The 24,336-nt window shown below is 70.4% G+C and carries 20 protein-coding genes; 13 read left to right on the top strand and 7 right to left on the bottom strand.

The annotated features are described in order from the left end of the window. Positions 1 to 6 precede the first annotated feature (6 nt). The 3 genes from ACGFIW_RS29485 to ACGFIW_RS29475 all read right to left on the bottom strand — a co-directional run bounded on the left by ACGFIW_RS29485 (position 7) and on the right by ACGFIW_RS29475 (position 5,154). Positions 7 to 1,515 (bottom strand): glycosyltransferase family 87 protein, encoded by a 1,509-nt coding sequence (locus ACGFIW_RS29485; RefSeq protein WP_393322522.1) that lies wholly within the window; start codon positions 1,513 to 1,515, stop codon positions 7 to 9. 127 nt (positions 1,516 to 1,642) lie between these two features. Continuing rightward, entirely contained in the window at positions 1,643 to 4,507 is a 2,865-nt protein-coding gene (locus tag ACGFIW_RS29480) for a transglycosylase domain-containing protein (RefSeq protein ID WP_393322519.1), read from the bottom strand. Positions 4,508 to 4,704: 197 nt separating this feature from the next. Then, the gene (locus tag ACGFIW_RS29475) at positions 4,705 to 5,154 is read right to left on the bottom strand and encodes a DUF5318 domain-containing protein (protein ID WP_357109786.1); all 450 of its coding nucleotides are present in this window, start codon (positions 5,152 to 5,154) and stop codon (positions 4,705 to 4,707) included. A 175-nt stretch (positions 5,155 to 5,329) separates the two neighbouring features. On the opposite strand from ACGFIW_RS29475, the gene ACGFIW_RS29470 reads away from it, so the two are divergent. Together ACGFIW_RS29470 and ACGFIW_RS29465 are read left to right on the top strand one after the other, a co-directional pair. After that, a complete protein-coding gene (locus ACGFIW_RS29470) occupies positions 5,330 to 5,968 on the top strand; it encodes a PadR family transcriptional regulator (RefSeq protein WP_357066080.1) in 639 nt (212 codons plus the stop codon). 23 nt (positions 5,969 to 5,991) lie between these two features. After that, on the top strand, positions 5,992 to 7,071 hold the full coding sequence (locus ACGFIW_RS29465) for an inositol-3-phosphate synthase (RefSeq protein WP_357066083.1): 1,080 nt from the start codon (positions 5,992 to 5,994) through the stop codon (positions 7,069 to 7,071). 91 nt (positions 7,072 to 7,162) lie between these two features. On the opposite strand, the gene ACGFIW_RS29460 is transcribed toward ACGFIW_RS29465, so the two are convergent. Both ACGFIW_RS29460 and ACGFIW_RS29455 read right to left on the bottom strand, forming a co-directional pair. Then, on the bottom strand, positions 7,163 to 8,104 hold the full coding sequence (locus tag ACGFIW_RS29460; protein ID WP_393322515.1) for a hypothetical protein: 942 nt from the start codon (positions 8,102 to 8,104) through the stop codon (positions 7,163 to 7,165). Between the two features lie 122 nt (positions 8,105 to 8,226). Then, positions 8,227 to 8,706 carry a methylated-DNA--[protein]-cysteine S-methyltransferase gene (locus ACGFIW_RS29455; protein WP_393322512.1) on the bottom strand — a complete coding sequence of 160 codons (480 nt, stop codon included), beginning with the start codon at positions 8,704 to 8,706 and terminating at the stop codon, positions 8,227 to 8,229. Positions 8,707 to 8,786: 80 nt separating this feature from the next. On the opposite strand from ACGFIW_RS29455, the gene ACGFIW_RS29450 reads away from it, so the two are divergent. Then, positions 8,787 to 9,308 carry a hypothetical protein gene (locus tag ACGFIW_RS29450; protein ID WP_393322510.1) on the top strand — a complete coding sequence of 174 codons (522 nt, stop codon included), beginning with the start codon at positions 8,787 to 8,789 and terminating at the stop codon, positions 9,306 to 9,308. 28 nt (positions 9,309 to 9,336) lie between these two features. Then, positions 9,337 to 10,869: a flotillin family protein gene (locus ACGFIW_RS29445; protein ID WP_393322507.1), complete on the top strand. Its 1,533-nt coding sequence runs from the start codon at positions 9,337 to 9,339 to the stop codon at positions 10,867 to 10,869. Between the two features lie 168 nt (positions 10,870 to 11,037). Here ACGFIW_RS29445 and ACGFIW_RS29440 read toward each other — a convergent pair whose 3' ends face one another. Further along, a complete protein-coding gene (locus tag ACGFIW_RS29440; RefSeq protein ID WP_393322504.1) occupies positions 11,038 to 12,498 on the bottom strand; it encodes a CCA tRNA nucleotidyltransferase in 1,461 nt (486 codons plus the stop codon). 126 nt (positions 12,499 to 12,624) lie between these two features. On the opposite strand from ACGFIW_RS29440, the gene murJ reads away from it, so the two are divergent. The 7 genes from murJ to ACGFIW_RS29405 all read left to right on the top strand — a co-directional run bounded on the left by murJ (position 12,625) and on the right by ACGFIW_RS29405 (position 20,998). Continuing rightward, positions 12,625 to 14,364 (top strand): murein biosynthesis integral membrane protein MurJ, encoded by a 1,740-nt coding sequence (gene murJ / locus ACGFIW_RS29435; RefSeq protein ID WP_393322502.1) that lies wholly within the window; start codon positions 12,625 to 12,627, stop codon positions 14,362 to 14,364. A gap of 445 nt (positions 14,365 to 14,809) precedes the next feature. Continuing rightward, positions 14,810 to 16,417, top strand: a complete 1,608-nt coding sequence (locus ACGFIW_RS29430; RefSeq protein WP_393322499.1) for a protein kinase family protein — start codon at positions 14,810 to 14,812, stop codon at positions 16,415 to 16,417. Between the two features lie 43 nt (positions 16,418 to 16,460). Beyond that, the gene (gene sigM, locus ACGFIW_RS29425; protein ID WP_393322496.1) at positions 16,461 to 17,177 is read left to right on the top strand and encodes an RNA polymerase sigma factor SigM; all 717 of its coding nucleotides are present in this window, start codon (positions 16,461 to 16,463) and stop codon (positions 17,175 to 17,177) included. Next, on the top strand, positions 17,174 to 18,175 hold the full coding sequence (locus ACGFIW_RS29420) for a hypothetical protein (RefSeq protein ID WP_393322493.1): 1,002 nt from the start codon (positions 17,174 to 17,176) through the stop codon (positions 18,173 to 18,175). Before sigM ends, ACGFIW_RS29420 begins: the two co-directional genes overlap by 4 nt. 182 nt (positions 18,176 to 18,357) lie before the next feature. Then, on the top strand, positions 18,358 to 19,308 hold the full coding sequence (gene trxB / locus ACGFIW_RS29415; RefSeq protein ID WP_393322490.1) for a thioredoxin-disulfide reductase: 951 nt from the start codon (positions 18,358 to 18,360) through the stop codon (positions 19,306 to 19,308). Positions 19,309 to 19,339: 31 nt separating this feature from the next. Next, positions 19,340 to 19,663 (top strand): thioredoxin, encoded by a 324-nt coding sequence (gene trxA / locus ACGFIW_RS29410; RefSeq protein ID WP_357555010.1) that lies wholly within the window; start codon positions 19,340 to 19,342, stop codon positions 19,661 to 19,663. Between the two features lie 171 nt (positions 19,664 to 19,834). After that, on the top strand, positions 19,835 to 20,998 hold the full coding sequence (locus tag ACGFIW_RS29405) for an N-acetylmuramoyl-L-alanine amidase (RefSeq protein WP_393322487.1): 1,164 nt from the start codon (positions 19,835 to 19,837) through the stop codon (positions 20,996 to 20,998). 16 nt (positions 20,999 to 21,014) lie between these two features. Here ACGFIW_RS29405 and ACGFIW_RS29400 read toward each other — a convergent pair whose 3' ends face one another. After that, the gene (locus ACGFIW_RS29400; RefSeq protein ID WP_357066114.1) at positions 21,015 to 21,680 is read right to left on the bottom strand and encodes a GNAT family N-acetyltransferase; all 666 of its coding nucleotides are present in this window, start codon (positions 21,678 to 21,680) and stop codon (positions 21,015 to 21,017) included. Between the two features lie 297 nt (positions 21,681 to 21,977). Here ACGFIW_RS29400 and ACGFIW_RS29395 point away from each other — a divergent pair, with 297 nt between their 5' ends. Together ACGFIW_RS29395 and ACGFIW_RS29390 are read left to right on the top strand one after the other, a co-directional pair. Then, the gene (locus tag ACGFIW_RS29395; protein WP_393322484.1) at positions 21,978 to 23,291 is read left to right on the top strand and encodes a PLP-dependent aminotransferase family protein; all 1,314 of its coding nucleotides are present in this window, start codon (positions 21,978 to 21,980) and stop codon (positions 23,289 to 23,291) included. Positions 23,292 to 23,298: 7 nt separating this feature from the next. Next, positions 23,299 to 24,303, top strand: coding sequence for a D-alanine--D-alanine ligase (locus ACGFIW_RS29390; protein WP_393322481.1), 1,005 nt, complete (start codon positions 23,299 to 23,301; stop codon positions 24,301 to 24,303). Positions 24,304 to 24,336 lie beyond the last annotated feature (33 nt).

Raw genomic sequence — 24,336 nt, 5'->3', positions numbered from 1 at the left:
GCTGGATCACGTGGTGGGGGCGGGTTCGGGCTCGGGCTCGGTGGTCGGTGCGCGGCGGCGCCAGCGATCCAGCCACGGCGCATCTGGTGCGCCGTCGAGGACGCCACCGTCCGGGTCGTCCGGATAGGTGGCCCGCACGGCGTCCCGCTCGGGGTGCCGGATCTCCTGGATGACCAGCACACAGAGCACCACAACGGTGGTCAGCCGCAACGTCGAGGCCAGCACGAACACCCCCTCGGGGAAGACCGGGCGGCTGGTCGCCGCGCCGAGCAGTTCACCGTAGAAGGCGACGAAGTAGCAGACCTCGGCGATCTGCCAGGCCAGGAAGGCCCCCCACTTGGGGCGGGCCAGCACCACCAGCGGCAGGAGCCACAGCACGAACTGCTGTGACCAGACCTTGCTGAAGATGAGGAACGCCGCGACCACCAGGAAGGCGAGCTGGCCCAGCCGTGGGCGGCGTGGTGCCCGCAGCGCCAGCACGGCCACGCCGAGGCAGGCCAGCCCGAACAGCGCGTACGAGAGGGTGTTGAGGGTGGGGATGTTGCCGTTCAGCCACTCGAACGGGCCGGGCCGGGCGGGGTCGTTGCCCACCTTGCCGTCCAGGTAACGCCCGATATACCAGAACGTGCCCCAGTCGATCGGCCGCGTGGTGTTCAGCTCGAAGAATCGGTCCCAGTTGTCCGGGTACGCCCGCGCGGCGGGCAGGTTCACCAGCACCACGGCGGCGATCGCCGTACCGGTGGCGGTGAGCGCGGCACGGAGCCGGTTGGCCCGCAACGCGAGTACGAGGATCGGCCCGAGCAGGAACAACGGCCACAGCTTGGCCGCGCCGGCCAGCCCGAGCAGCACGCCGGCGACCGCCGGTCGTTTTCGGGCCCAGGCCAGCAGGCCGAAGGCGGCCAGCCCGATGGCCAGCAGATCCCAGTTGACGGTGGCGGTGAGCACCAACGCCGGGGCGAGTGCGAACAACGCGGCGTCCCAGGGTCGTCTGCGGCGCAGCGCGAGGATCACCGCCACTGTGGCCACCGCGAGCGAGCCCAGCACCAGCGCGTTGAGGTTGTAGAACCACTGGCCCTGGTTGATGCCCGGATCGCCCTCACCGACCGCGTGCACCGGCAGGCCCAGCGCGCCCATGAAGTAGCCGGTCAGCACCGGGTACTCGACCGGGTGGTCACGGTAGGGCACCTTGCCCTCGTTGAGCCCTTCGGCGTAGTAGAGGGCGAGGACGTCGGTGTAGCAGAACCGGGTGTACTGGACGTTGTTCTGCCAGGCGCCGTCCTGGCAGGGCGACTTCTGCACCCAGTGCAGCGCGAGGGTCAGGCAGACCAGGGCCAGCACGATCCGGACGGCGGTCCAGAACCGCCGCTCCTGGCCGACCGGCCGGTCCAGCGAGGTCGCGTGGTCGCCCAGCGGGCCGCCGATCGCACCGGAGAGGCCGCGGACGAACCCGTCGGAGCGGGACGGGTGGTCGGTGGTGCCGGCGTCGTCGATGCCGGGCGTCGACTGGGTGCTCATGAAAAGGCATCCTGCCGTATAACGGGGGCACCCGTCCCGTCCCGACGCGGAGAGATCTGGGTACGAAAACGCCGCCGCCGGCCGGACAGGTCGTCCGGCCGACGGCGGCGTCGTGCGGAGCTGCGGGTCAGTCCTGGTTGGGCGGTAGGCCGGGCAGCACTCCACCGCCGCCGCCACCGGGCCCACCACCTGGCCCGCCGGGTCCACCGGGTCCGCCAGGTCCACCGGGCCCGCCAGGCCCACCGGGATTACCGCCCGGGTTACCAACCGTGCAGAACGGGTCGGTCAGCGGGTCACAGGGAGGGCCGCCCGGCTGACCCGGCAGACCCGGGATGGCCGGCGGCGGCTCCTTGCCGTTGCCCTTCGTGACGTCACCCTCGCCGGTGACGTTGGGCAGGGGGATCTCCTCCAGGCCCTTGAGGGCGAAGTTCATGTACTTTTCCCAGATCGGGCCGGGAAGGTTCGAGCCGCCGACATCCTTGCCGCTGGCGAGCCGGATCTGCGGCTTCTTCGGGTCGCGGCTGCCCACCCACACCGCTGTGGCGTTCTGCGGGGTGTAGCCGACCGTCCAGGCGTGCGAGTTGTCGTCCTTGTCGTACTCCCAGGTGCCGGTCTTGGCGGCGGCCTGGCGGCCGTTCTCCAGGGAGATGTCGTTGGGGCGAGGGATCTGCTTCAGGACACCGGTCACCTCGTCGGTCACCTTCTTGGGGATCCGCGGCTCCACCTTGATGCGCTCGCTGCCGACGACCTTCCACTTGCCGGTGTTCTTGTCCTGCTGCTCCACCTTGATGACGAAGTGGGCCTTGATGTACTTGCCGTCGTTGGCGAACGTCGCCATGGCGTTGGCGTGGTCGAACACGGTGAGCGGGTACTTGCCGAAACCGGTGTAGTTGTCGAAGGGGTTCGGACCCTTCTTCGACAGGTCGAAGGCCTGCGGCGGGTCGACGCCCCACATGGTGGTCACGCCGGCCTTCCGGGCCATGTCGACGACCTTGTCCGCGCCGATCTTGTCGGCAACCCAGTAGAAGGGCACGTTGTACGACTGGATCGTCGACTCTTCGAGGGTGCAGTACTTGCCGCACTTGAGGTTGGTGCGGCCGGCGTTGCCGATCGCGACGTCGGAACCCTCGGGCTTGTACGGCGTGGGGTCCCAGTGCGACTTGACCGAGATGCCTGCCTCGATCGCGGCGGCCAGCGTGTACACCTTCATCGACGAGCCCGGCTGGTGCCCACCGGTCAGGTCGCCGTTCTTGTCGGTGTTCTTGCCGGCGTAGTCGAAGTCGGCGCCGCTGTCACCGCCGTAGTAGGCGAGCACGCGGCCCTTCGACGGGTCGATCGACACCACCGCCGCCATCAGGTTCTTCGGCTGGTCGTTGAGCTCGGAGCCCTTCTTCGACTGCATCGCCGTGTTTTCCGCGGCGGTCTGCAACTTGGGGTCGATGGTGGTGGTGATCCGGTAGCCGCCGTCGCGCAGCGCGTCCACGCAGCTCGTCTTGCCCTCCGCGCCGGTGTCGGAGCAGAGGCCCATCGCGTCCATCTCCTGGCGGACGTAGTTGATGACGTTGCCGCGCGGGCTGTCGACACCGAACCCGTTCCCGCCCTTCTTCGGTGCCAGCACCTTCGGGTACTCGGTCGGCGACACGGGCTTCCCGGGGGAGTCCACCCAGCCTTCCTTCTTCATGCCGGCGATCACGTAGTCCCACCGTGCCTTGGCGTCCGGAAGGTTGACCGCGGGGTCGAACCCCTTGTGGGTGTCGCTCGCCACCGGCTGCTTGATCACCGCCGCGAGGACCGCGCCCTCGGCCACGTTGAGGTCCTTCGCCGACTTGCCGAAGTACGTCTGTGCCGCCGCCTCGATGCCGTAGGCGCCGCGGCCGAAGTAGATCACGTTGAGGTAGTGCTGCATGATCTCTGGCTTGTCGTACTTCTCGTTCAGCTTGGAGGCGAGGATTGCCTCCTTCACCTTCCGGCCGTACGTGTCGTCCTGGAGATTCTCGAACGCGTTGCGGGCGTACTGCTGGGTGATGGTCGAGGCACCCTGCTTGTCGCCACCGGAGATGTTGTTCCATCCGGCCCGGACGATGCCCTTGTAGTCGACGCCGGAGTGCCGGTAGAAGTTGCGGTCCTCGGCTGCCGCCACCGCGTGCTGCACGAACTCCGGGATCTGGTTGATGGTGACGAAGGTGCGGTTCTCGCTGCCCAGCTTGGCCAACGGGGTCTTGCCGTCCTTGGCGTACACCGTGGTGGACAGCGGCAACGGCAACTCGTTGGGCATGACCACGTTCGTCGAGTAGTAGGTGAACCCGACCACGCCGACACCGGCCAGCATGATGAAGACCGCGACTCCGGCGATCAGCAGGTTCATCCGCTTGCGCTTCTTCGCCCGTGCCGCTCCCGGGCCGCCGGCGCCACGACCGCCCCGGCCCGGCCCGTTGGGTCCGCCCGGACCGTTGGGCCCACCCGGGCCACCGGGGCCTCCGGAGACCGGCGAGACGCTCGCCCGCGCCACCGCGGCGCGGCCACCCACGGACGCGGAGCCGACGCTGGCCCGGCCCGCCGAGGCGGCTCCGACGGAGGCGGCTCCGACAGTGGCCCGACCTGCCGGTGCTCCGGGCGCCGGGGACACGGGCACCGAGGCCCGGCCCGCGCCGGCACGACCAGCGGCCACACCCGGCGCCGGGGACACGGGCACCGAGGCCCGCCCTGCTCGGCCCGGGGTCGCCGAACCCACCGAGGCCGATCCGGCGGCCGCGGTGCCACGCGGCGGCACCGAGGCAGAACCGCCCACCGTGGCCCGCCCACCGGCGGCCCGCGGCGGCACCGAGGCGCGACCCGGGGTTGCCGCGCCGCCCTCCGAGGCCGACCAGCCACTCCCGGGGGAGTCACCGCCGGGTCTGCGGTGCGCGTCGTCCGCGCCCGACCCGGGGTTGCCGTTCGCGCCCGGGTACTGGGCCCGGCCGCGCGCAGAACTGGGATCGCCGTACGAGTTCATTCCTCACACCCTGCCGGTCGCGGTGGGGCGCGACTGCGCCGCCACCGGGTTGCCGTGAGTTGATTCACCCGGGACGGCGGCACGCGGGTGCCGCCTCACCGAGGTCAATGCTGTATCAATCGGGCCAATCGGACCAACGAGCGGTCGTCCGTCCCGGGTTCTGTCGATGGCCCCGGGGCCGGTCCAACCAGCTGCGATCACCGTTGCGCCTCTCGCCTCCGCCGACCCGCACCTTCGGCGGACGCCACGTCCTGCTCGCCGGTGCCGTCGCTGTCGCCGGTCAAACCGTCCCGGCCGAGCAGGTACTGCTCGACGAGATGGTTCCAGTCACAACCGAGGCACACCTCCACCACGAAGACCTGAAACTCACGCAGCGTCATCGCCAGGACGGGCAGCTCGGTAAGTGTCCGTGCCTGCCCGGCGGACTGCTTGAGCTCGTCGCCATAAATGTAGTGGACGAGGGTCAGGTTTTCACTGCGGCAGATCGGGCAGCGCCGGTCGGTCGGCTCTCCGTGGAACCGGGCGGCGTTCTTCAGGTACGGCGATGCGTCGCAGACGTCGTACGTACCGACCCGGCCGGCCAGGAGCTCACGCAGCACTGCTCGCTTCTGAAGCGAGTAGTCGACGACCTGGCGCTGCGTACGCATGCGGAGAAGGGTACGCGGTCCGGCCCGACCAGGCGACCGCGCTCACAATCCGTGACGGCAGCGTCTCGGAACGGGGGTTTGCCCTGGCTGGCGTGACCCGCTAACGTGCGATGTATCGGACCGATACATCGCGGCGGTTACCACTTCACGCCGGAGGGTAAAGAGAGGGTGGCCAGTGCTCGAGTTCGCCATCCTCGGCCTCCTGCAGGAGTCTCCGATGCACGGCTACGAGCTGCGCAAGGAGCTGACCGCCAAACTCGGCGCGATCCGGGCGGCGATCAGCTACGGCTCGCTCTATCCAACCCTGCGCAGGCTGCAGGCGGCGGGATGGATCACCGAAGCTGCTGAGACACCCGCCACTGCCGAGGAGGTTCCCGCGCTGACCAGCCGACGAGGTCGGGTGGTCTACAAAATCACCGCGGACGGCAAGGAACGCTTCGCCCAGCTCATCGCACAGGCCGGGCCCGAGACGTATGACGACACGGGCTTCGGGGTGCACTTCGCGTTCTTCGCCCGGACCGACCAGGCGACCCGCCTGCGCATTCTGGAGGGTCGCCGCCGCAAGATCGAGGAGCGTCGCGAAGGGCTTCGTGACGTGCTGGGCCGGGCAGCCGAGCGCCTCGACGCTTACACCTTGGAACTACAGCGCCACGGCCTCGACGCCTGTGAGCGCGAGGTCCGCTGGCTGGAGGAGCTCATCGCCAACGAGCGCTCCGGCCGAGCCCCGACGGTCCCGAACATCGGGACGGCCGGTGGCCGACGAGAAGACAACAGCCCGCCTCCGCCTGGAGAGACCAGGAATGAGCGGCCGTGACAGAAAAGAAGGAGGCAGACGCTATGGGCTCCGTCCGCGTCGCCATCGTCGGTGTGGGTAACTGCGCCTCGTCCCTTGTTCAGGGCGTCGAGTACTACCGGAATGCCGACCCGAACGACCGCGTCCCGGGTCTCATGCACGTCGCCTTCGGCGACTACCACGTCAACTCCGTGGAGTTTGTCGCGGCGTTCGACGTGGACGCCAAGAAGGTGGGCATGGACCTCGCGGAGGCGATCGTCGCCAGCGAGAACAACACCATCAAGCTCTGCGACGTGCCGCCGACCGGCATCAGCGTGCAGCGCGGTCCGACCTTCGACGGTCTGGGCCAGTACTACCGCGAGATCGTCGAGGAGTCGGACGCGACCCCCGTCGACGTGGCGCAGGCGCTGCGCGACGCGCAGGTCGACGTCGTCGTCTGCTACCTCCCGGTCGGCTCCGAGCAGGCCGCCAAGTTCTACGCCCAGGCCGCGATCGACGCCGGTTGCGCGTTCGTCAACGCCCTGCCGGTCTTCATCGCCTCCGACCCGGAGTGGGCCCAGAAGTTCACCGACGCGGGCCTGCCGATCGTCGGTGACGACATCAAGAGCCAGGTCGGTGCCACCATCGTGCACCGCGCGTTGGCGAAGCTCTTCGAGGACCGCGGCGTCGAGCTGCTGCGCACGTACCAGCTCAACTTCGGCGGCAACATGGACTTCATGAACATGCTGGAGCGCAAGCGGCTGGTCTCGAAGAAGATCTCGAAGACCCAGTCGGTCACCTCGCAGATCCCGCACGAGATGAGCAAGAGCGACGTGCACATCGGCCCGTCGGACCACGTGCCGTGGCTGGACGACCGCAAGTGGGCGTACATCCGCCTGGAGGGCCGCTCGTTCGGTGACACCCCGCTCAACGCCGAGCTCAAGCTCGAGGTGTGGGACTCGCCGAACTCGGCCGGCGTCATCATCGACGCGGTCCGGGCTGCGAAGATCGCGCTGGACCGGAAGATCGGCGGCCCGATCCTGTCGGCCTCGTCGTACTTCATGAAGTCCCCGCCGGTGCAGTACGCCGACCACGACGCCCACCAGGCCGTCGAGGAGTTCATCGCCGGCGAGGTCGAGCGCTGACCCGCTGAGCACCAGGTACGGCCGAGGGCCGGGTCCGTCGGGACCCGGCCCTCGCCGCGTTCGGTGCCTCGCCGTCGGTACGGCGAGCGAGCTACTCCCAGCTCGGCTTGCCCTGCTTGGCCTTCGCCGCCCGCTCCGCCTTGCGGTCGGCGAGCGACTTGGCGCCTCGCGCCGCGGCGTTGACGGAGTACGGCAGGATGTCCTCGCGGACACTGCCGTAGCCGACCACGAACGCCGTCACGTCGAGGACGACGTGCGTGGTCTGGAGCGCGTAGATCGAGACGGCGTCGGCGGTCCAGCCGATGCCCGACATGAACGCGTTCGAGTTGACCTGGTTGGCCGAGTAGTTCAGCGACGCGAAGTTCGCCGGCCGCTCGGTGCCGTAGGGGAAGATCTGCAGGAAGCCCGCGTTGACCGCGGTCGTCGCGGTGACGATGCCGAAGAGGGCGTCGCCGTAGTAGACGAAGTCCTCAAGCAGGACGTGGATCGTCTGGCCGCCACGCAGGCGGCCCGCGCTGTCCAGGGTGGTCGAGGAGGCGTTGGCAATCCGGTTGCGAAGGCCGGGGTCCCGGGTGTCGATGACCCGCTGCGGGACGATCGGCACGATCTGGTTCGAGTTGCCGGTGGTGTGCACGAAGTCGGTGATGGCACTACCACCGTTGTGCACGGAGACCACCTGGAAGTTGCCGTGCTGGTCGACGCCCATCGAGCCGACCGGGGATTCGGCGTTCAGCAGGTCACCGCTGGGCGCCAGCTGGAGCGCCGGGCCGGTGAACTTGATGTTGTTGTCGACCACGGTGTTCGTGTTCTGCAACCGCAGCGTGGGCGCACCAGCCGGGTTGACCAGGGCGGTGGTGCCGCCGCCCGTGACGACGTTGTTCGCGGCCTGGACCACCGGCTGACCAGGGTCGGCCTGGGCCGAGCCGGCGGCGGCGGCACCGACCACTGTGGTGCCGGCAACACCGGCGGCCACGGTGCCCGCACGGCGCAGCAGCTGACGCCGGCCGACGTTCTTGTCCTGGTTTTCGGTCATGAGTACCCCCGCGAAGTGGAAACGACGCTTGATCATGACCGTTGCGGCGAGGTATCCACATCGACCGGTCGGCTGATAGTCGGGATTTGTCCCACATCCGGCGGGCCGGCCGACCGCGAGCGTCAGGACCAGGCGTGGCGCAGGGCGACCGCGGCCTCCAACTCCAGCAGTTTGACCTTGCGGGGCAGACCGCCACCGAAGCCGACCAGTTTGCCGCCCGCACCGACGATCCGGTGACACGGCACGATCACCGGCACCGGGTTGCGGTTGCAGGCCACGCCCACCGCCCGAGCCGCCCCGGCATCGCCGAGCCGGCGTGCCACCTCGCCGTACGTCAGCGTCTCGCCGTACGGAATGTGCGTCATCTCCCGCCACACGGCCCGCTCGAAGCCCGAGCCGCGCGGCATCGACACCGGAATGGTGAACGCGGTCAACTCGCCGGCGTAGTAGGCCCGCAGCTCGGCGACCGCCTGCCGGGACAGCGCGTCCTCGGGCTCCTCGGTGGCGGCCTCGACCCGGCCGAAATGGGTGCCGCAGACGCTCGTGCCATCGGTGGCGACGGAGAACTCGCCGATCGGGGAGTCGAGCACGGTCCAACGCATCACCCCATTCTCCCCGACCCGGCCGACCCCGGGCGGACCCCGCCGGCAGAGGCCCGTCCGCGTTGCGCGGCGTCGATACCGTGCAGGTCGTGGCAACCGGGACGCTCATCTTTCTGATCATCGGCGGGGCGGGCATCGGGGTGCTCGCGCTCGCCCTGCTCGGCACCGAGCTGTTCCATTTCGGGCACGCCGACGTGGACGGTCCGATCTCTGTCGAAACGGTTGCCGGCTTCGCCGGGGCGTTCGGCTTCGGTGGGGCCATCGTCAACGAACTGCTCGGTGCGCGTACCCCCGGCATGATCGTCGGTGCGACGGTCGGTGGCGTGCTCGCGGCCGTGCCCACCGGCTGGCTGGCGTCCCGACTCAGCCGGGCGGCGCGGAACATGCGCACCGATCCCACCCCCACCCGAGACGACCTGGTCGGTGCGCTCGGCCTGGTCGTCACCCCGGTGCCGATCGACGGCTACGGCGAGGTCCGGGTACGCCTCGCCGGCCAACCGGTCAAGCTCAGCGCCCGCGCGGACCAGCCGATACCGATCGGCGCCCAGGTCTTCGTCGTGCAGGCACTCAGCGAGACCAGCGTGCACGTCGAAACCTACTGATCTCCTCCTCGTAGACAGGACTTCCCATATGGGCCTGCTCATCGCCATCGGTGGCGCGGTTCTCCTCGCGCTCATCCTGGTGCTCTTCGTGCTCTCCCGGATCAAGGTGGCCGGGCCGAACGAGGCGTTCATCGTCACCGGCCGCAAGGGGCGGACCACGCAGACCGCCGACGGCGGTCGGTCGACCGACAACTCCGGGCAGAAGGTCGTGCTGGGCGCCTCGGTCTTCGTGCTGCCGGTGGTGCAGAAGCTCCAGTCGCTCGACCTGTCCAGCCGGCGGATCGACGTCGGCATCCGGGGCGCGGTGAGCAAGCAGGGCATCCGTGCCGATCTGCACGGTGTGGCGATCGTCAAGGTCGGCGGCACCGAGGACGCGATCCGGGCCGCCGCCCAGCGGTTCCTGCACCAGCAGGACGAGATCGACAACTTCACCCGGGAGGTGCTGGCCGGCGCGCTGCGTTCGATCGTCGGTCGGCTCACCGTCGAGGAGGTCATCCGGGACCGGGCGGCGTTCGCCAGCGCGGTCGCCGAGGAGGCCGAGCACTCGATGACCAACCAGGGTCTGGTGCTGGACACGTTCCAGCTCCAGGACATCCTCGCCGAGGGGTCCTACCTGCAGGATCTGGGTCGGCCCGAGGCCGCCCGGGTGCTCAAGGACGCGGCCATCGCCGAGGCGCGGGCCCGACAGCAGGCCGAGCAGGAACGGCTGCTCGCCGAGGAGGCCATCGCCGAGGCCAACCGCAACCTGGCCCTCAAGCAGGCCGGCATCCAGGCCGAGATCGACGCGGCGAAGGCGAAGTCCGCCGCCGCCGGGCCGCTCGCCCAGGCGGAGCGGGACCAGGCGATCCTCTCCGAGCAGCAGAAGGTCGCCGAGCGCAACGCCGAGCTCAAGCAGCGCCAGCTCGACACCGAGGTACGCAAGCCCGCCGACGCGGCCCGGTACAAGGTGGAGCAGGAGGCCGAGGCGTCCCGCGCTGCGGCGGTGCTGCACGCCGACGCCCAGCGGCAGTCCGTGATCGCCGCCGCACAGGCCTCCGCCGAGCAGGCACGGCTCACCGGTGAGGGCGAGCGGGCCCGACGTGCCGCACTGGCCGAGGCGAACGCGATCGAGGGTGCCAAGGAGGGTGAGGCCGAGCAGCGTCGCCGTTCCGCGATCGCCGAGGCGGTGGAGCGGGAGGGTCAGGCCGAGGCTGCGGCCATCCTGGCCAGGGGCGAGGCCGAGGCGGACGCGATGGCGCGCAAGGCCGAGGCGTTCGCCGCGTACGGGGAGGCAGCGGTGCTCGACCTGCTGGTGAAGGTGCTGCCGCAGGTGGTGGAGGCGGCCAGCGCGCCGATCGGGGCGATCGACAAGATGACTGTCATCTCGACCGACGGTGCGTCGTCGCTGACCAAGTCGGTGGCCGGCAACGTGGCCCAGGGGCTCCAGCTCGGTAGCGACCTGACCGGGATCGATTTGGCCGGTCTGCTGGCCCGGCTCGGCTCCGGGTCGACTACCGCCGGCAACGGCGCGTCGGCCGGCAAGGGCGCGTCCGTGGACGGGACGGCCGTCGAGACCCGCTGACGGTGTACGCGACGGGCGTCGCTCCCGGTTCCGGGGGTGGCGTCCGTCGGCACGCCGGGGCGATCCACTCGGCTTCCTGGAGATCGGGCCATCCGTCGTGCGGGGACACGGCGACTTCGACGAAACCGAGTCGATCATCGCAAGGCCCGGGCCGTGAGGCCCGGAACGTCAGGGGATCAGGCCCTCGGCACGGGCCCAGCGCAGCAACTCCGCCTCGGCCGCGTCGCGGTCCAGCGGGCCGTGTTCGAGGCGCTGCTCCTTGAGGTGCTTCCAGGCTCGTCCGACCACCGGCCCCGGCGGTACGCCGAGCAACTCCATGATCGCGTTGCCGTCCAGGTCGGGGCGGACCCGGGCCAGGTCCTCCTCGGCCGCGATCCGGGCGATCCGGTCCTCCAGCGCGTCGTAGTCCGCCGCGAGCTGGGCGGCCTTGCGCCGGTTACGGGTCGTGCAGTCGGAACGGGTCAGCTTGTGCAGCCGGGGCAGCAGGTCACCGGCGTCGGCCACGTAACGACGCACCGCCGAGTCGGTCCACTCCCCCCGCCCGTACCCGTAGAAGCGCAGGTGCAGCGCGACGAGCGCGGTCACCTGCGCGGTGACGTCCTTGGGGTAGCGCATCGCCTTCATCCGGGCCTTGGTCAGCCGAGCGCCGACCACCTCGTGGTGGTGGAAGCTGACCCGACCGTCCGGCCCGACCGCCTTCGTCGCCGGCTTGCCCGCGTCGTGCAGGAGGGCGGCCATCCGCAGGATGAAGTCGCAGCCCTCCTCCTCGTAGGAGACCGCGTTCTCGACGACCGTCAGGGTGTGCTCGTAGACGTCCTTGTGTTGCGCGTGCTCGTCGATCTCCAGCTTCAGACCGGTCAGCTCCGGCAGGAACCGCTCGGCCAGGCCGGTGTCGACAAGCAGCCGCAGACCGGTGATCGGGTCCGCGCCGCAGAGCAGCTTGGTGAACTCGTCGCGGATCCGCTCGGCGGTGATCCGGTCCAGGTCGGCGGCCATCTCGCTCATCGCCCGGTGCACGTCCGGGTGGACGGCGAAGCGCAACTGGGCGGCGAACCGGGCGGCCCGCAGCATCCGCAACGGGTCGTCGCCGAACGACTCACCCGGGGTGCTCGGAGTGCGGATCATCTTGGCCGAGAGGTCGTCCAACCCGCCGTGCGGGTCGGTGAACCGGTGCTCCGGCAGGCTGACCGCCATCGCGTTGATCGTGAAGTCGCGCCGCTTGAGATCCTCGTCGAGGCTGGTGCCGTACACCACCACCGGGTTGCGGCTGACCTGGTCGTACGACTCGGCGCGGAAGGTGGTGATCTCCAGCCGGAGGCCGTCGCGCTGAGCGCCGATGGTGCCGAACTCGCGACCGGTCTCCCAGATCGACTCGGCCCAGCCCTTGATGATCCGCAGCGTCTCGTCGGGGTGCGCGTCGGTGCAGAAGTCGAGGTCGTCACCGAGCCGGCCGAGCAGCGCGTCCCGCACCGAACCGCCCACCAGGTGCAACTCGTGACCGGCGCGGACGAACCGGCGGCCCAACTCGTCGGCCACCGGGGAGACCCGGAGCAGTTCGGCGACGGCGTTGCGCTGCGCGGCGGTGAGTTCGCGGCGGTCGGCGGCGTGAGGAGCGGAGGCTTCGGACATGGGATCGCCAGCCTATCGGGCCGGGGTGTGATCCGATCCGCCGGGCGTGGGTAACGGGTGGGGGTTGACTATGGTCTGTGGCGTGCGGGTCGGTGTCCGACCCGACGTACCCCTGGGAGGCTGGAGATGAGCGGCGGGCTCTACCGCAGCGCCAACGCCACGCCGGACGGTAACGTGCCGCCGGCTGACGGGGCGGTCTTCATCTCCGCGGAGCCGCTGAACCAGGCCGGGGTGGAGGCCACGGCGCCCCCGCCCGAGGTCGTCGGCGAAACCAGCGCCGCCGCCAACAGCGCGGTCATGGCGGTCGGCAGTCTGGTCAGCCGGGGCACCGGCTTCATCCGGAACCTGATGATCGGTGCCGCCCTCGGCAACCTGATCGGCAACGCCTACACGACCGCCATCTTCCTCCCCAACCAGGTGTACGAGTTCCTGCTCGGCGGGGTGCTCACCAGCGTGCTGATCCCGGTGCTGGTCCGGCGGCGCAAGAGCGACGCGGACCGGGGCGAGGCGTACGCCCAACGGCTGCTCACCCTCGCGGTGCTGGCGCTGGCCGCGGCGGCCCTGATCGCCGTGGCGTCGGCCTCCTGGCTGACCGCCATCTACGCCAGCGGCAAGGACGAGGCGTACACCGAGCTGATCACGCGCCTGTCGTGGCTGGTCCTGCCGATGCTCTTCTTCACCGGCGTCAGCGCGTTGATCGCCGCCGTGCTGAACACGCGGGGCCACTTCGCCGCGCCGATGTGGGCGCCCATCCTCAACAACCTGGTGGTGATCGGCGTCTTCGGCCTCTACATCCTGGTGTACGGGGCGAAGGGGCTACAGCCGTCGGAGATGGGCGCCGGCCGGATCCTGCTTGTCGGTGGCGGCACCCTGCTCGGTGTGGCGGTGCAGACCGCCGGGCTGCTGCCGGCGTTGCGCAAGGTCGGCTTCCGCTGGCGGTGGCGGTTCGACTTCCGCGAGCTGGGGCTGCGCGAGCTGGCCCAGCTCGGCGCCTGGATGTTCTGCTACGTGGCCGTCAACCAGCTCGGTCTCTTCGTGGTGGTCAACCTTCTCACCCGCGCCGCGGGCACCGACCAGGCCGGCATCCTGATCTACAACAACGTCTTCCTGCTGCTGATGATGGCCCATGGCATCATCGCCGTCTCGATCATCACCGCGCTCATGCCCCGGATGGCCGCTGCGGCGGCGGACGGGCGGTTCCACGACGTCACCGCGGATCTTTCCCGGGGTGTCCGGATGGTGACAGCGGTGCTCGCGCCGATCGCGGTCTGCTACGCCGTGCTGGCCACCCCGATCTCGGTGGTGGTCTTCCGCTACGGCGCGTTCAGCGCCGAGAACGCGACGGCCACGTCCACCGTCCTGCTGGCCGCCGCAATCGCCCTGGTGCCGTTCGCGATCAGTCAGCTCTTCACCTTTGCCTTCTACGCGCTGCCGGACACCCGCACCCCAGCACTGATCAACATTCCGGTGGTGGCGCTGCGGGTCGGCGTACAGATCGTGCTCTTCGCCGCGTTCGCCGCGCACTTCGCGGCGGCCGGGATGATGATCGGCAACGCGGTCTCCTACCTGGCCGCAGCGGTTGGTTCCGCATGGTTGCTTCGGCCCCGGGTCGGCCGGATCGGGCTGGGCGCCATCATGCGCACCCTCGGCCGGGTCGTGGTCGCCGCCCTCGGCGCGTCGCTTGTCGGGTGGCTGGTCATCGCCCTCCTGCCGGGTGGCGACAGGCCGAGCTGGCTTGAGGCGGCGATCCAGCTCGTCGTCGGTGGCGCGGTGATCGGCGGGACCTACCTGGGTCTGGCCATGCTGCTGCGGATCAGCGAGATCACCGAGGTGGTCGGCATGGTCCGCCGCCGCCTTGGTCGCTGATCGCCATCGGCTGGTCACAAAAAGTTGATACGCACACGGACCGTGACCACGGATCACCAGGCTGGGGATGCACCTGTGGATAACTCCGCGATTCGCCGGTCAACCACCGCATCAGCCTGTGGATAACCAACCATAAGGCTGAGGGTGCGGGGCCGATCGGTGGGAAGATGCCAGGTGTGGGGAGGGGTTGCGCCAGCCCAGCCCCGGCGTCGGTCACTTGCGGTGAAGCCGTAGATTAGCTAGTACATGTGCCAGCAACGTGGCTGACAACGGTCGTAACCGGACGAGCTCCTCGACTGCCGGCAACCCGCCGGGTACGGCGGGAAGATGACATGTCGGGGAGACGGGCAACCCAGGTAAGGTCGCTCTCGACGGGTACGGCAGGGGCCGACGCGGCGCGTCGACACCGTCGGCCGGTTCCTTCAACGGCAGAGCGGGAAGCCACATGCCCAGCAGTTCGGGTCCATCGATCGACACGATCACCGAGGGAGGACGGGTGACCCAGGTCGGCGAGGGTCAGGAGGCAGACGAGAGCGCTCCTCCGGTTATGACCTTCGGTGCTCCCACGGCCGGTGAAGTCCTCGCCGAGCGTTACGAACTGGTTGAGCACATCAACAACGACAGCGCGGGTCGGCTGGTCTGGCGCGGGGTCGACGTCATCCTGCGCCGCCCCGTCGCGGTCGTGCTGCGCTACCCGGGTGGCGACTCCGCCACCGAGATGCTCCAGGCCGCCGTCGCGGCCAGCCGGGTCATCCACCCCAACCTGGTCGGCGTCTACGACGCGATCGACGAGGCCGAGCGGGCGTACGTGGTGCGCGAGTGGGTCGACGGGCAGTCCCTGCGCGACCTCGCGACCGACGGCCCACTGGATCCGGCCCGCGCCACCGCCATCGGCAACGCCGTCGCGAGCGCGCTCGCCGCCGTGCACGCCACCGGCATGGTGCACGGCAACGTCCACCCCGGCACCGTCATGATCAGCGACGAGGGTCGCGTGGTCCTGGCCGACGCGCGCACCGATGGTGCCGACAGCCAGGAGAACGACATCCGGGCGGTCGGCGGCATCCTCTACTTCGCCCTGACCGGCTCCTGGCCGCACGCCGAAGCACCCCTGCACGGTGCCACCGCCGGTCACGGCCGTGCCGCCATCCCGGACGCGGTTCGCGACGCCGGGGGTGGCATCGCGGCGCCACGTCAGGTCCGGGCGGGCGTGCCCGCGTACCTGGACGACCTGACCATGGATCTGCTCGACGCCGAGATCGCGCCGCCGTCGTCCGATGTGCTCGCCGCCGAGCTGGCCCGACTGGACGTGCCGGCCGAGGAGGAGCACTACCTCGACAACAGCGGCCCGTTGCGATTCGCCGCCGAGACCGGTGAAGAGCCGTCGCCGCTGGCCGCGGCCGGTGGTCGCAAGGTCGCCGTGGGCATCGCCGGCCTGCTGGCGGTCGCCCTGGTCGGTCTGCTGATCGGGATCAGCACGCTTGGCGACAAGGACCCGCAGGCCAGCCAGAGCCCCGCTCCGTCGCCGAGTGCCTCGGCCGGCGCTGCCACCCCGGCCGCCGCCGTGGTCCGCAAGCTGCCCGTGAAGAACGTCCGGATCATCGACCCGGACAGCAAGGTGCGCGATGAGCTGGACGGCGCCGACAAGGCGGTCGACGGCGACCCGGACAAGGGCTGGGGCACCGACACGTACACGACCGCCAAGTTCGGCAACACGAAGCAGGGCATGGGGATCTGGCTGGACCTCGGCGCGCCGCACACCGTCAAGTCGGTGCAGGCGGTGCTCTCGGCCCGTGGCGCCTCCGCCCAGCTTCTCACCGGCACCGTCAACCCGCCGTCGACCTCCAACGGCGACAAGCAGGTGATCGCCAACTACCGGACCTCGAAGAACGCCATCGGGCAACCATTCGAGGACCACGACGGCACCACCATGGCGTTCGACGGCTTCGACGCCGACCGGAAATACCAGTACCTGCTGTTCTGGGTCACCGAGTTGCCGCCCGCCGACGGGGGCTACCAGGTCGACGTCGAGGAGATCACGGTCCAGGGGTCGTGAGCCTGGCACCCCCACCGTGGCGCCGCATTCGCAGGACGTGGTGATGGACGGGCACGCCGCGGCTTCGGATCTGGAGCTGCTGCGTGCCCACGTCGATGGTGACCGGCATGCTTTTGCCGAGCTGTTCCATCGGCACCGCGACCGGCTCTGGGCGGTCGCCCTGCGTACGCTCGGCGACCGTGAAGAGGCCGCCGACGCGCTCCAGGACGCGCTGCTCTCCGCGCACCGCGCAGCCGCCCGGTTCCGCGGCGACTCCGCAGTCACCACGTGGCTGCACCGCATCGTGGTGAATGCCTGCCTGGACCGGATCCGTCGCCGGCAGGCCCACCCGACCGTGCCGCTGCCGGACGGCAACCGCGCGGGGGACGGCTCGGGCATCGGCGGGATCGAACCTGTCGCACCCGCACCGGACCACGACACCGCGCTGGTGGTCCGCGAGGCGCTGGCCGCGCTGCCCGTCGAGCAACGTGCGGCGCTGGTGCTGGTGGACATCCAGGGATATCCGGTCGCCGAGGTCGCCCGGATCCTCGGCATCGCCGAGGGGACGGTGAAGAGCCGGTGCGCCCGGGGCCGGGCCCGGCTGGCGGTGCTGCTCGGGCATCTTCGCCCCGCCGTCGCCCCGACAGCGTCGGCCCGCCCGCACGCAAACGGCCCGACCAGCGAGGTGCCGGGCGTCACGCCGGGGAACCCGAGCCCGGCCGAGGGCGTCGGATCGGGGTCGGGGCGGTACCGGCGGGACGCCAACCAGGAGGACACGTGACGACCGAGGGGTTCCGGGAGGTCGACGACGACCTCCTCGCTGACTACCTCGGCGGGGCGTTGGACGGCACCCCGCGGCAGGAGGAGGTCGCCCGGCTGGTGTCCACGGACCCGGCCTGGGCCGAGGCGTACGCGCTGCTTGCTCCCGCGCTCGCGGAGGTCCGTGCCGACCTGGGCCGATGGGCCGAGGCGTCGCCGCGGATGCCGCAGGCGATCGCCGACCGTCTCAGCGCCGCGCTCGACGATGCGCGCCCGACACCGGCGGACACCGCGGCCGACGAGGATGCCGCCACTTTCGAGGTCGACCGACCCGGCGAGACCGCGACACCGCCCATCGTGCCCGTGCAGGGCGGCGCCGGTCGTCGGCCAGCCGTGCGCGCACCGGCCGGTGCTGGTCGTCGCGAGCCCACCGGCCCGGGTCGCCGGCGCAGCTGGATGCGCCGTGGCGCACCGGTGGCCGCCGCCGCGTTCGCCGTCGGTGCGCTCGCACTGGGCCTCAACCAGGTGTCGATGCACGCGAGCAACGACTCCGGCACCCCTGCAATGAACCAGCCGGTCAATGCGCCCGAGGGCGTCGCGGCGCCCGCAGCGGTCCGCACCACCGGGCCGGCACTGCGCAGTGGTACGAACTACACCCCACAGACTCTCGGCGACGCGCAGACCGCATCGTCTCCCGGCCGGACGACAGGTGACACGCCCGGTGGTCAGCCGGGGGTGGACGCCGAGGATGACCGACGTCCGTCGCCCGACGGCTCGGACCAGTTGGCCCGGCTGACCACCGAGGCAGCGCTTACCACGTGCCTGGCCAACGTGGCGGCGGAGCACGGATCCGCCCCACTGGCGGTCGAGTTGATCGACTACGCGCGGTTCCAGGGCGAGCAGACACTTGTCATCCGTTTCACCGACGCGACCGGGGCCCGCTGGGCCTGGGTGAGCGGCCCGGAGTGCGGAGTGCCGGGGTCCGGCTCGGACAGCCGGTATTCGGCGCGGGTAGGGTGAATCCACGGTCGATGACACGACAAGCACCACGTGACCTGACCCACCAGATGCCGGTTTCGGGAATCCCCGGTTCGTACGATGACGTTCTGGAAGTCAGCTGCCGGCCCCATCCAGGCGTCGGCGACTCGGATCAGCACCGGCGCTCACACCGACGCTGAAACACACACAATCGGGAGACGGCAGTGGACGAGGTCCGCAACCTGATCATCATCGGCTCCGGTCCGGCCGGCTACACGGCGGCTGTCTACGCCGCACGCGCCAACCTGAAGCCGCTGATCATCGAGGGCGTGCAGTCCGGTGGTGCGCTGATGACCACGACCGAGGTGGAAAACTTCCCCGGCTTCGCCGACGGCATCCTCGGCCCCGAGCTGATGGACAACATGCGCAAGCAGGCCGAGCGGTTCGGTGCGGAGTTTCTCACCGACGACGTGACCCGGGTCGAGCTGGTGGACACCGGCGACGCCGGGTCCGGCGCGGTGAGCACCGTCTGGGTCGGCGAGACCGCCTACCGGGCCCGATCCATCATCCTCTCCACCGGTTCGGCCTGGCGTCCGCTGGGCGTGCCCGGCGAGCAGGAATTCCTCGGCCACGGCGTCTCCGCGTGCGCCACCTGTGACGGCTTCTTCTTCCGCAACCAGCAGATCGTGGTCGTCGGTGGCGGTGACTCGGCGATGGAGGAGGCCACCTTCCTCACCCGCTTCGCGGAGTCGGTCACCATCATCCACCGGCGCGACTCGTTCCGGGCCAGCAAGATCATGGCCGACCGGGCGCTGAGCAACGAGAAGATCAAGGTCGAGTGGAACAGCACAATCGAGGAGATCCTCGGCGACGACGGCAAGGTCACCGGCGTACGGGTCCGCAACGTGCACACCGGCGAGACGAAGGTGATGGACGTGACGGGCGTCTTCGTGGCCATCGGTCACGACCCGCGCAGTGAGCTCTTCCGTGGTCAGGTCGAGCTGGACGACGAGGGCTACGTGAAGGTCCAGGCCCCCGGCACTCGCACCAGCGTGCCTGGTGTCTTCGCCGCTGGTGACGTGGTCGACCACACCTACCGTCAGGCGATCACCGCGGCCGGCACCGGCTGTGCCGCCGCGCTCGACGCCGAACGGTTCATCGCGACGCTCAGCTGAAACAAGGAACACATCCCGGAGGAGGGGCATAGTGGGAAATACCAAGGCGGTCACCGACAAGAGTTTCGTCGCTGACGTGCTGCAGGCCGACAAGCCGGTTCTGGTGGACTTCTGGGCCGAGTGGTGCGGCCCCTGCCGCAAGGTGTCGCCGCTGCTCGAGGAGATCGCCGCCGAGATGGGCGACCGGGTCAGCATCGTCAAGCTCAACATCGACGACAACCCGGAGACCGCCCGCGCCTACCGGGTCATGTCGGTGCCGACGCTCACCGTCTTCAAGAACGGCCAGCCGGTCCAGTCGATCGCCGGTGCCAAGCCGAAGGGCGAGTTGGTCCGGCTCATCGAGTCGGCTCTCTGACCAGCAGAAACATCCACCGAACCCCGTACCCGCCCGTCGGGTGCGGGGTTCGGTGTTCCTCCGGCCGCGTCGTCGACGTTTTTCCCGGCCAGGCCACCTCGCCGCCCCGGAACGCATAGCCTCAACCCTGGGCCGCCCGGCCAGCCAGCGTCGTGCAGAGGGGGTCGTGCCGTGCGTCCGATCCGATCCGGTGACCGGGGCCCCGCGGTCACGGAGATCCGCAGCATCCTGACCGGCCTCGACCTGCTCACCGGCACCGGGCCGCACGCCGACGAGTTCGACCTCGCCACCGAGCGGGCGGTCCGCGCGTTCCAACAGTCCCGGGGCCTCAGCGTGGACGGCCGGGTCGGGGCGGAAACCTGGCGCGCCCTGGACGCCGCCCGCTGGCGGCTCGGCGCCCGCACCCTCTACCACGCGGTCCCCGACCCGCTCACCGGCGAGGATGTCCGGTCGCTGCAGGAGCGGCTGCTGGAGATGGGGTACGACGTAGGGCGGGCGGACGCCATCTACGGCATCCGGACGTCCCGGGCGGTGGCCCAGTTCCAGCGCGAGGTCGGCCTCACCCCCGACGGGTCCTGCGGCCCGCACACCATGAACGCGCTGCGCCGGATCGGCCGCAAGGTGGTCGGTGGCCGGCCGCAGTGGCTCCGCGAGTCCGACGCCATCCGGCAGTCCGGGCCGGCGTTGGTCGGCAAGACGGTGGTCATCGACCCCGGACACGGCGGCACCGACCCGGGGATGGTGGTGCCCGACGGGTCGCTGCGCTGGACCGAGGCGGACCTGATGCACGACCTGGCCAGCCGGCTGGAGGGGCGACTCGCGGCGACCGGGGTGCGGGTGCAGCTCACCCGCGGCCCGTCGCCGGACAGGTGCCTGCCGGACACCGACCGGGCCCTGCTGGCCAACTCGCTGGGCGCCGACGTGTTCATCTCGCTGCACGTGGACGGCCACGCCAACCCGGATGCGGAGGGCGTCGCCACCTACCACTACGGCACCGACAACGGCGTGACGTCGGCGACCGGTGAACGCCTGGCCGGGCTGGTGCAGCGGGAGATCGTCGCCCGCACCGGGCTGCGCGACTGCCGCACCCACGCCAAGACCTGGGACCTGCTGCGGCTGACGCGGATGCCGGCCGTCCGGGTGGAGGTCGGCTACCTCACCTCGCCCACGGACCGCGCCCACCTGGTCGACCCCCGTTTCCGCGACCGGGTGGTGGAGGCCATCGTGGCCGCGGTACAGCGGATGTACTACCCGATCGAGCGGGACGTTCCGACCGGCTCGCTGGACGTCAGCGAACTGCGGGCCGTCGTGACCGCCGGCACGGTGGTCGACTGACCCGCCGCGTCGGCGGTCAGGTGTTGGTGGAGCGGGTCGCCGGGGCGGGACGGACCGGACGAAGCAGGGTCTCCGGGCTCATCGAGCCGAGCAGCTTCTCCAGCGCGTACTCGACGTCGGACTTCCAGCTCAGCGCCGTCCGCAACTCAAGGCGCAGCCGGGGGAAACGCGGATGCGGACGTACGGTCTTGAACCCCACCGAGAGGAAGAAGTCGACAGGTGCCACACAGCCGCCCGCGGGGTCGTCCGCGTCGCCGAACTTGGCGTCGCCGAACGCCTCGATGGCCTTGATCCCCCGTTTGGTCAGGTCTCGGGCGACACCCTGCACCAGCATCCGGCCCAGCCCACCCCCGGAAAACGCGGCGACCACGTTTGCGGTCATCAGCAGTGCCGCGTCGGCCGAGACAGGCGAGGTCGGGAACGCCATCGAGCGGGGCACGTAGGCGGGCGGCGCGTACGTCACGAAACCCGCCGGCATGCCGTCGACGTACGCGAGCTTGCCGCAGGAACCCCACTCCAGCAGTGTCTGGGAGACCCACGCCTCCTTCTCCAGGCCCGGATCACCGGCGGCGCAGGCCCGGTCCGCGGAGACCGGATCAAGCTCCCAGTAGACGCACTGCCGGCACGGACGAGGAAGGTCTTCCAACGTGTCGAGGGTCAGGCTGACCAGACGTCGCGACATATGGCGCATCCCCACAATAGGCTCGGTGGAAGGATCGGCACGAAACGACAGCGCCGCCTTCCTGCCCCCGACGAGCGATCGTACGCCGCCGATCGGCGATCCGGGAGGGGACGCGCAGATGCCCACCGCACCGGGGGACGCCCCGGACGACGGTCCGCCATGTGGTCGATCCGTCTCGGCAGGTCTGCGACGTGGCCCTGGCGGACTAGGATCGACAATCGGTGTCCCACCGCCATGGTCATCGGTGAATGGGGTACCCGGGACGGGAACCACCCGAGCAGCGATCGAGGTGAGGTCATGACCGGCACGACTCTTGACGACTACACCGACCGGTACGCCCGGCGGGTACGCGGGATGACCGCCTCGGAGATCCGAGCACTGTTCGCGGTCGCCAGTCGTCCTGAGGTCGTCTCGCTCGCTGGTGGCGCACCGTACATCGCCGCCCTTCCGCTGGACGCGGTCGGCGAGATGCTCGGTCGGCTCGGCTCGGAGCACGGCGTGACCACCCTCCAGTACGGCATCGGTCAGGGCACCCTCGAACTGCGCGAGCGCATCTGCGAGGTGATGTCGCTGTCCGGCATCGACGCCGCGTGCGGCGCCTCCCCGGAGGACGTCGTGGTCACCGTGGGCGGGCAGCAGGCCCTGGACCTGCTCGCCCGGCTCTTCCTCGACCCCGGTGACGTGGTGCTGGCCGAGGGTCCGACCTACGTTGGCGCGCTCGGTGTGTTCCAGGCCGCCCAGGCGCAGGTCGTGCACGTACCCATGGACGCGGACGGGCTGATCCCGGAGGCGTTGGAAACCGCCATCGCCGACCTGGCCCGCGCGGGCCGGCGGGTGAAGTTCCTCTACACGATCCCCACCTATCAGAACCCGGCCGGCGTGACGCTCAGCGAGGAGCGCCGGGAACGAGTGCTCGACATCTGCGAGCGCGCCGGGCTGCTCGTCGTCGAGGACGACCCGTACGGTCAGCTGGGTTTCGAGGGTGACGCGCCGGCGCCTCTGCGGGCCCGGCGCCGCGACGGGGTCTTCTACCTCAGCACCTTCTCCAAGACCTTCGCGCCGGGGCTGCGCGTCGGCTGGATCCTGGCCCCGCACGCGGTCCGCGACAAGCTGGTCATCGCCAGCGAAGCCCAGATCCTCTGCCCCAGCGTCTACGCCCAGACCGCGGTGTCCACCTACCTCGGCACGATGCCGTGGCGGCAGCAGCTCAAGGTCTATCGCGAGGTCTACCGGGAGCGCCGGGACGCCCTGCTCGACGCGATGGCCGACCTGATGCCGGAGGGCACCAGCTGGACCACGCCGGCCGGCGGTCTCTTCGTGTGGGCCACCCTGCCCGAGGGCCTCGACTCGAAGGCGATGATGCCCCGCGCGGTCGCCGCTCGGGTCGCCTACGTGCCCGGGACCGGTTTCTACGCCGACGGCACCGGCACCGGCGCGATGCGGCTGAATTTCAGCTTCCCGCCGCCGGAGCGGATCCGCGAGGGCGTCCGCCGGCTGGCCGGTGTGATGGAGCAGGAGATCGCGATGCGCCGGGTCTTCGGCGCCGTAGGCGGCACCGCCGGCCGACGCGGCCAGGCCGGCTCCGACGTCCCAGGGCCCGACTTGGCATGATGCCGGCATGGGTACGACCGCCACTGAGCGCCTCCTCGTGACCGATTCCGCCGCCTCCACCGACCTGCGCGTCGTGGTGCTCGCGGGTGGGCTCTCCTACGAACGGGACGTGTCACTGCGCTCCGGTCGACGAGTGCTCGACGCGCTGCGCGCCGTCGGGGTGGAAGCCGAGTTGCGGGACGCCGACGCGGCGTTGCTCCCCGCGCTGGCCGCCGACCCGCCGGACGCCGTCGTCATCGCGCTGCACGGGGCCACCGGCGAGGACGGCTCGCTGCGTGGGGTGCTGGACCTGTGTGACGTCCCGTACGTCGGCTGCGACGCCCGCGCCTCCCGGGTCGCCTGGGACAAGCCCTCGGCCAAGGCGGTGCTCCGCGAGGCCGGCATTCCCACCCCGGATTGGGTGGCCCTGCCGCACGACCGTTTCTCCGAGTTGGGCGCGGTCGCCGTACTGGATCGGATCGTCGACCGACTCGGCCTGCCCCTGATGGTCAAGCCCGCCCAGGGCGGGTCGGGGCTGGGTGGCGCGGTGGTACGGGACGCCGCGGCGCTGCCCGCCGCGATGGTTGGCTGCTTCGCGTACGACTCGACCGCGCTCGTGGAGCGGTACGTGCCCGGCATGGACGTGGCGGTCTCCGTGGTCGATCTCGGCGACGGGCCGCAGGCGCTGCCTCCGGTGGAGATCGTGCCGCGCAACGGCGTGTACGACTACGCCGCCCGCTACACGGCCGGACGGACCACCTGGCACGCTCCGGCCCGGTTGGCCCCGGAGGTGTCCGCCACTGTCGCCGATGTGGCCCTCGCCGCGCACACCGCGCTCGGCCTGCGGGACCTCTCGCGAGTCGACGTGATCGTGGACGCCGCCGGCCAGCCACACGTGTTGGAAGTCAACGTCTCGCCGGGCATGACGGAAACGTCGCTCCTGCCACTGGCCGTGCAGGCGGCAGGGCTGGACTTCGGCCGGCTCCTCGGCACCCTGGTCGCCCGAGCGGCTGCCCGCCTCACCACTCCCTGACCTGCTTCGCCGCCTCTGAGTCGACCATGAGGT

It is taken from the genome of Micromonospora sp. NPDC048935, from assembly GCF_043197875.1.
In the GTDB taxonomy this organism is placed as follows: Bacteria; Actinomycetota; Actinomycetes; order Mycobacteriales; family Micromonosporaceae; genus Micromonospora.
The sequence above is the reverse complement of the archived record's forward strand: the minus strand, read 5'-3'. Positions and strand labels throughout refer to the sequence as shown.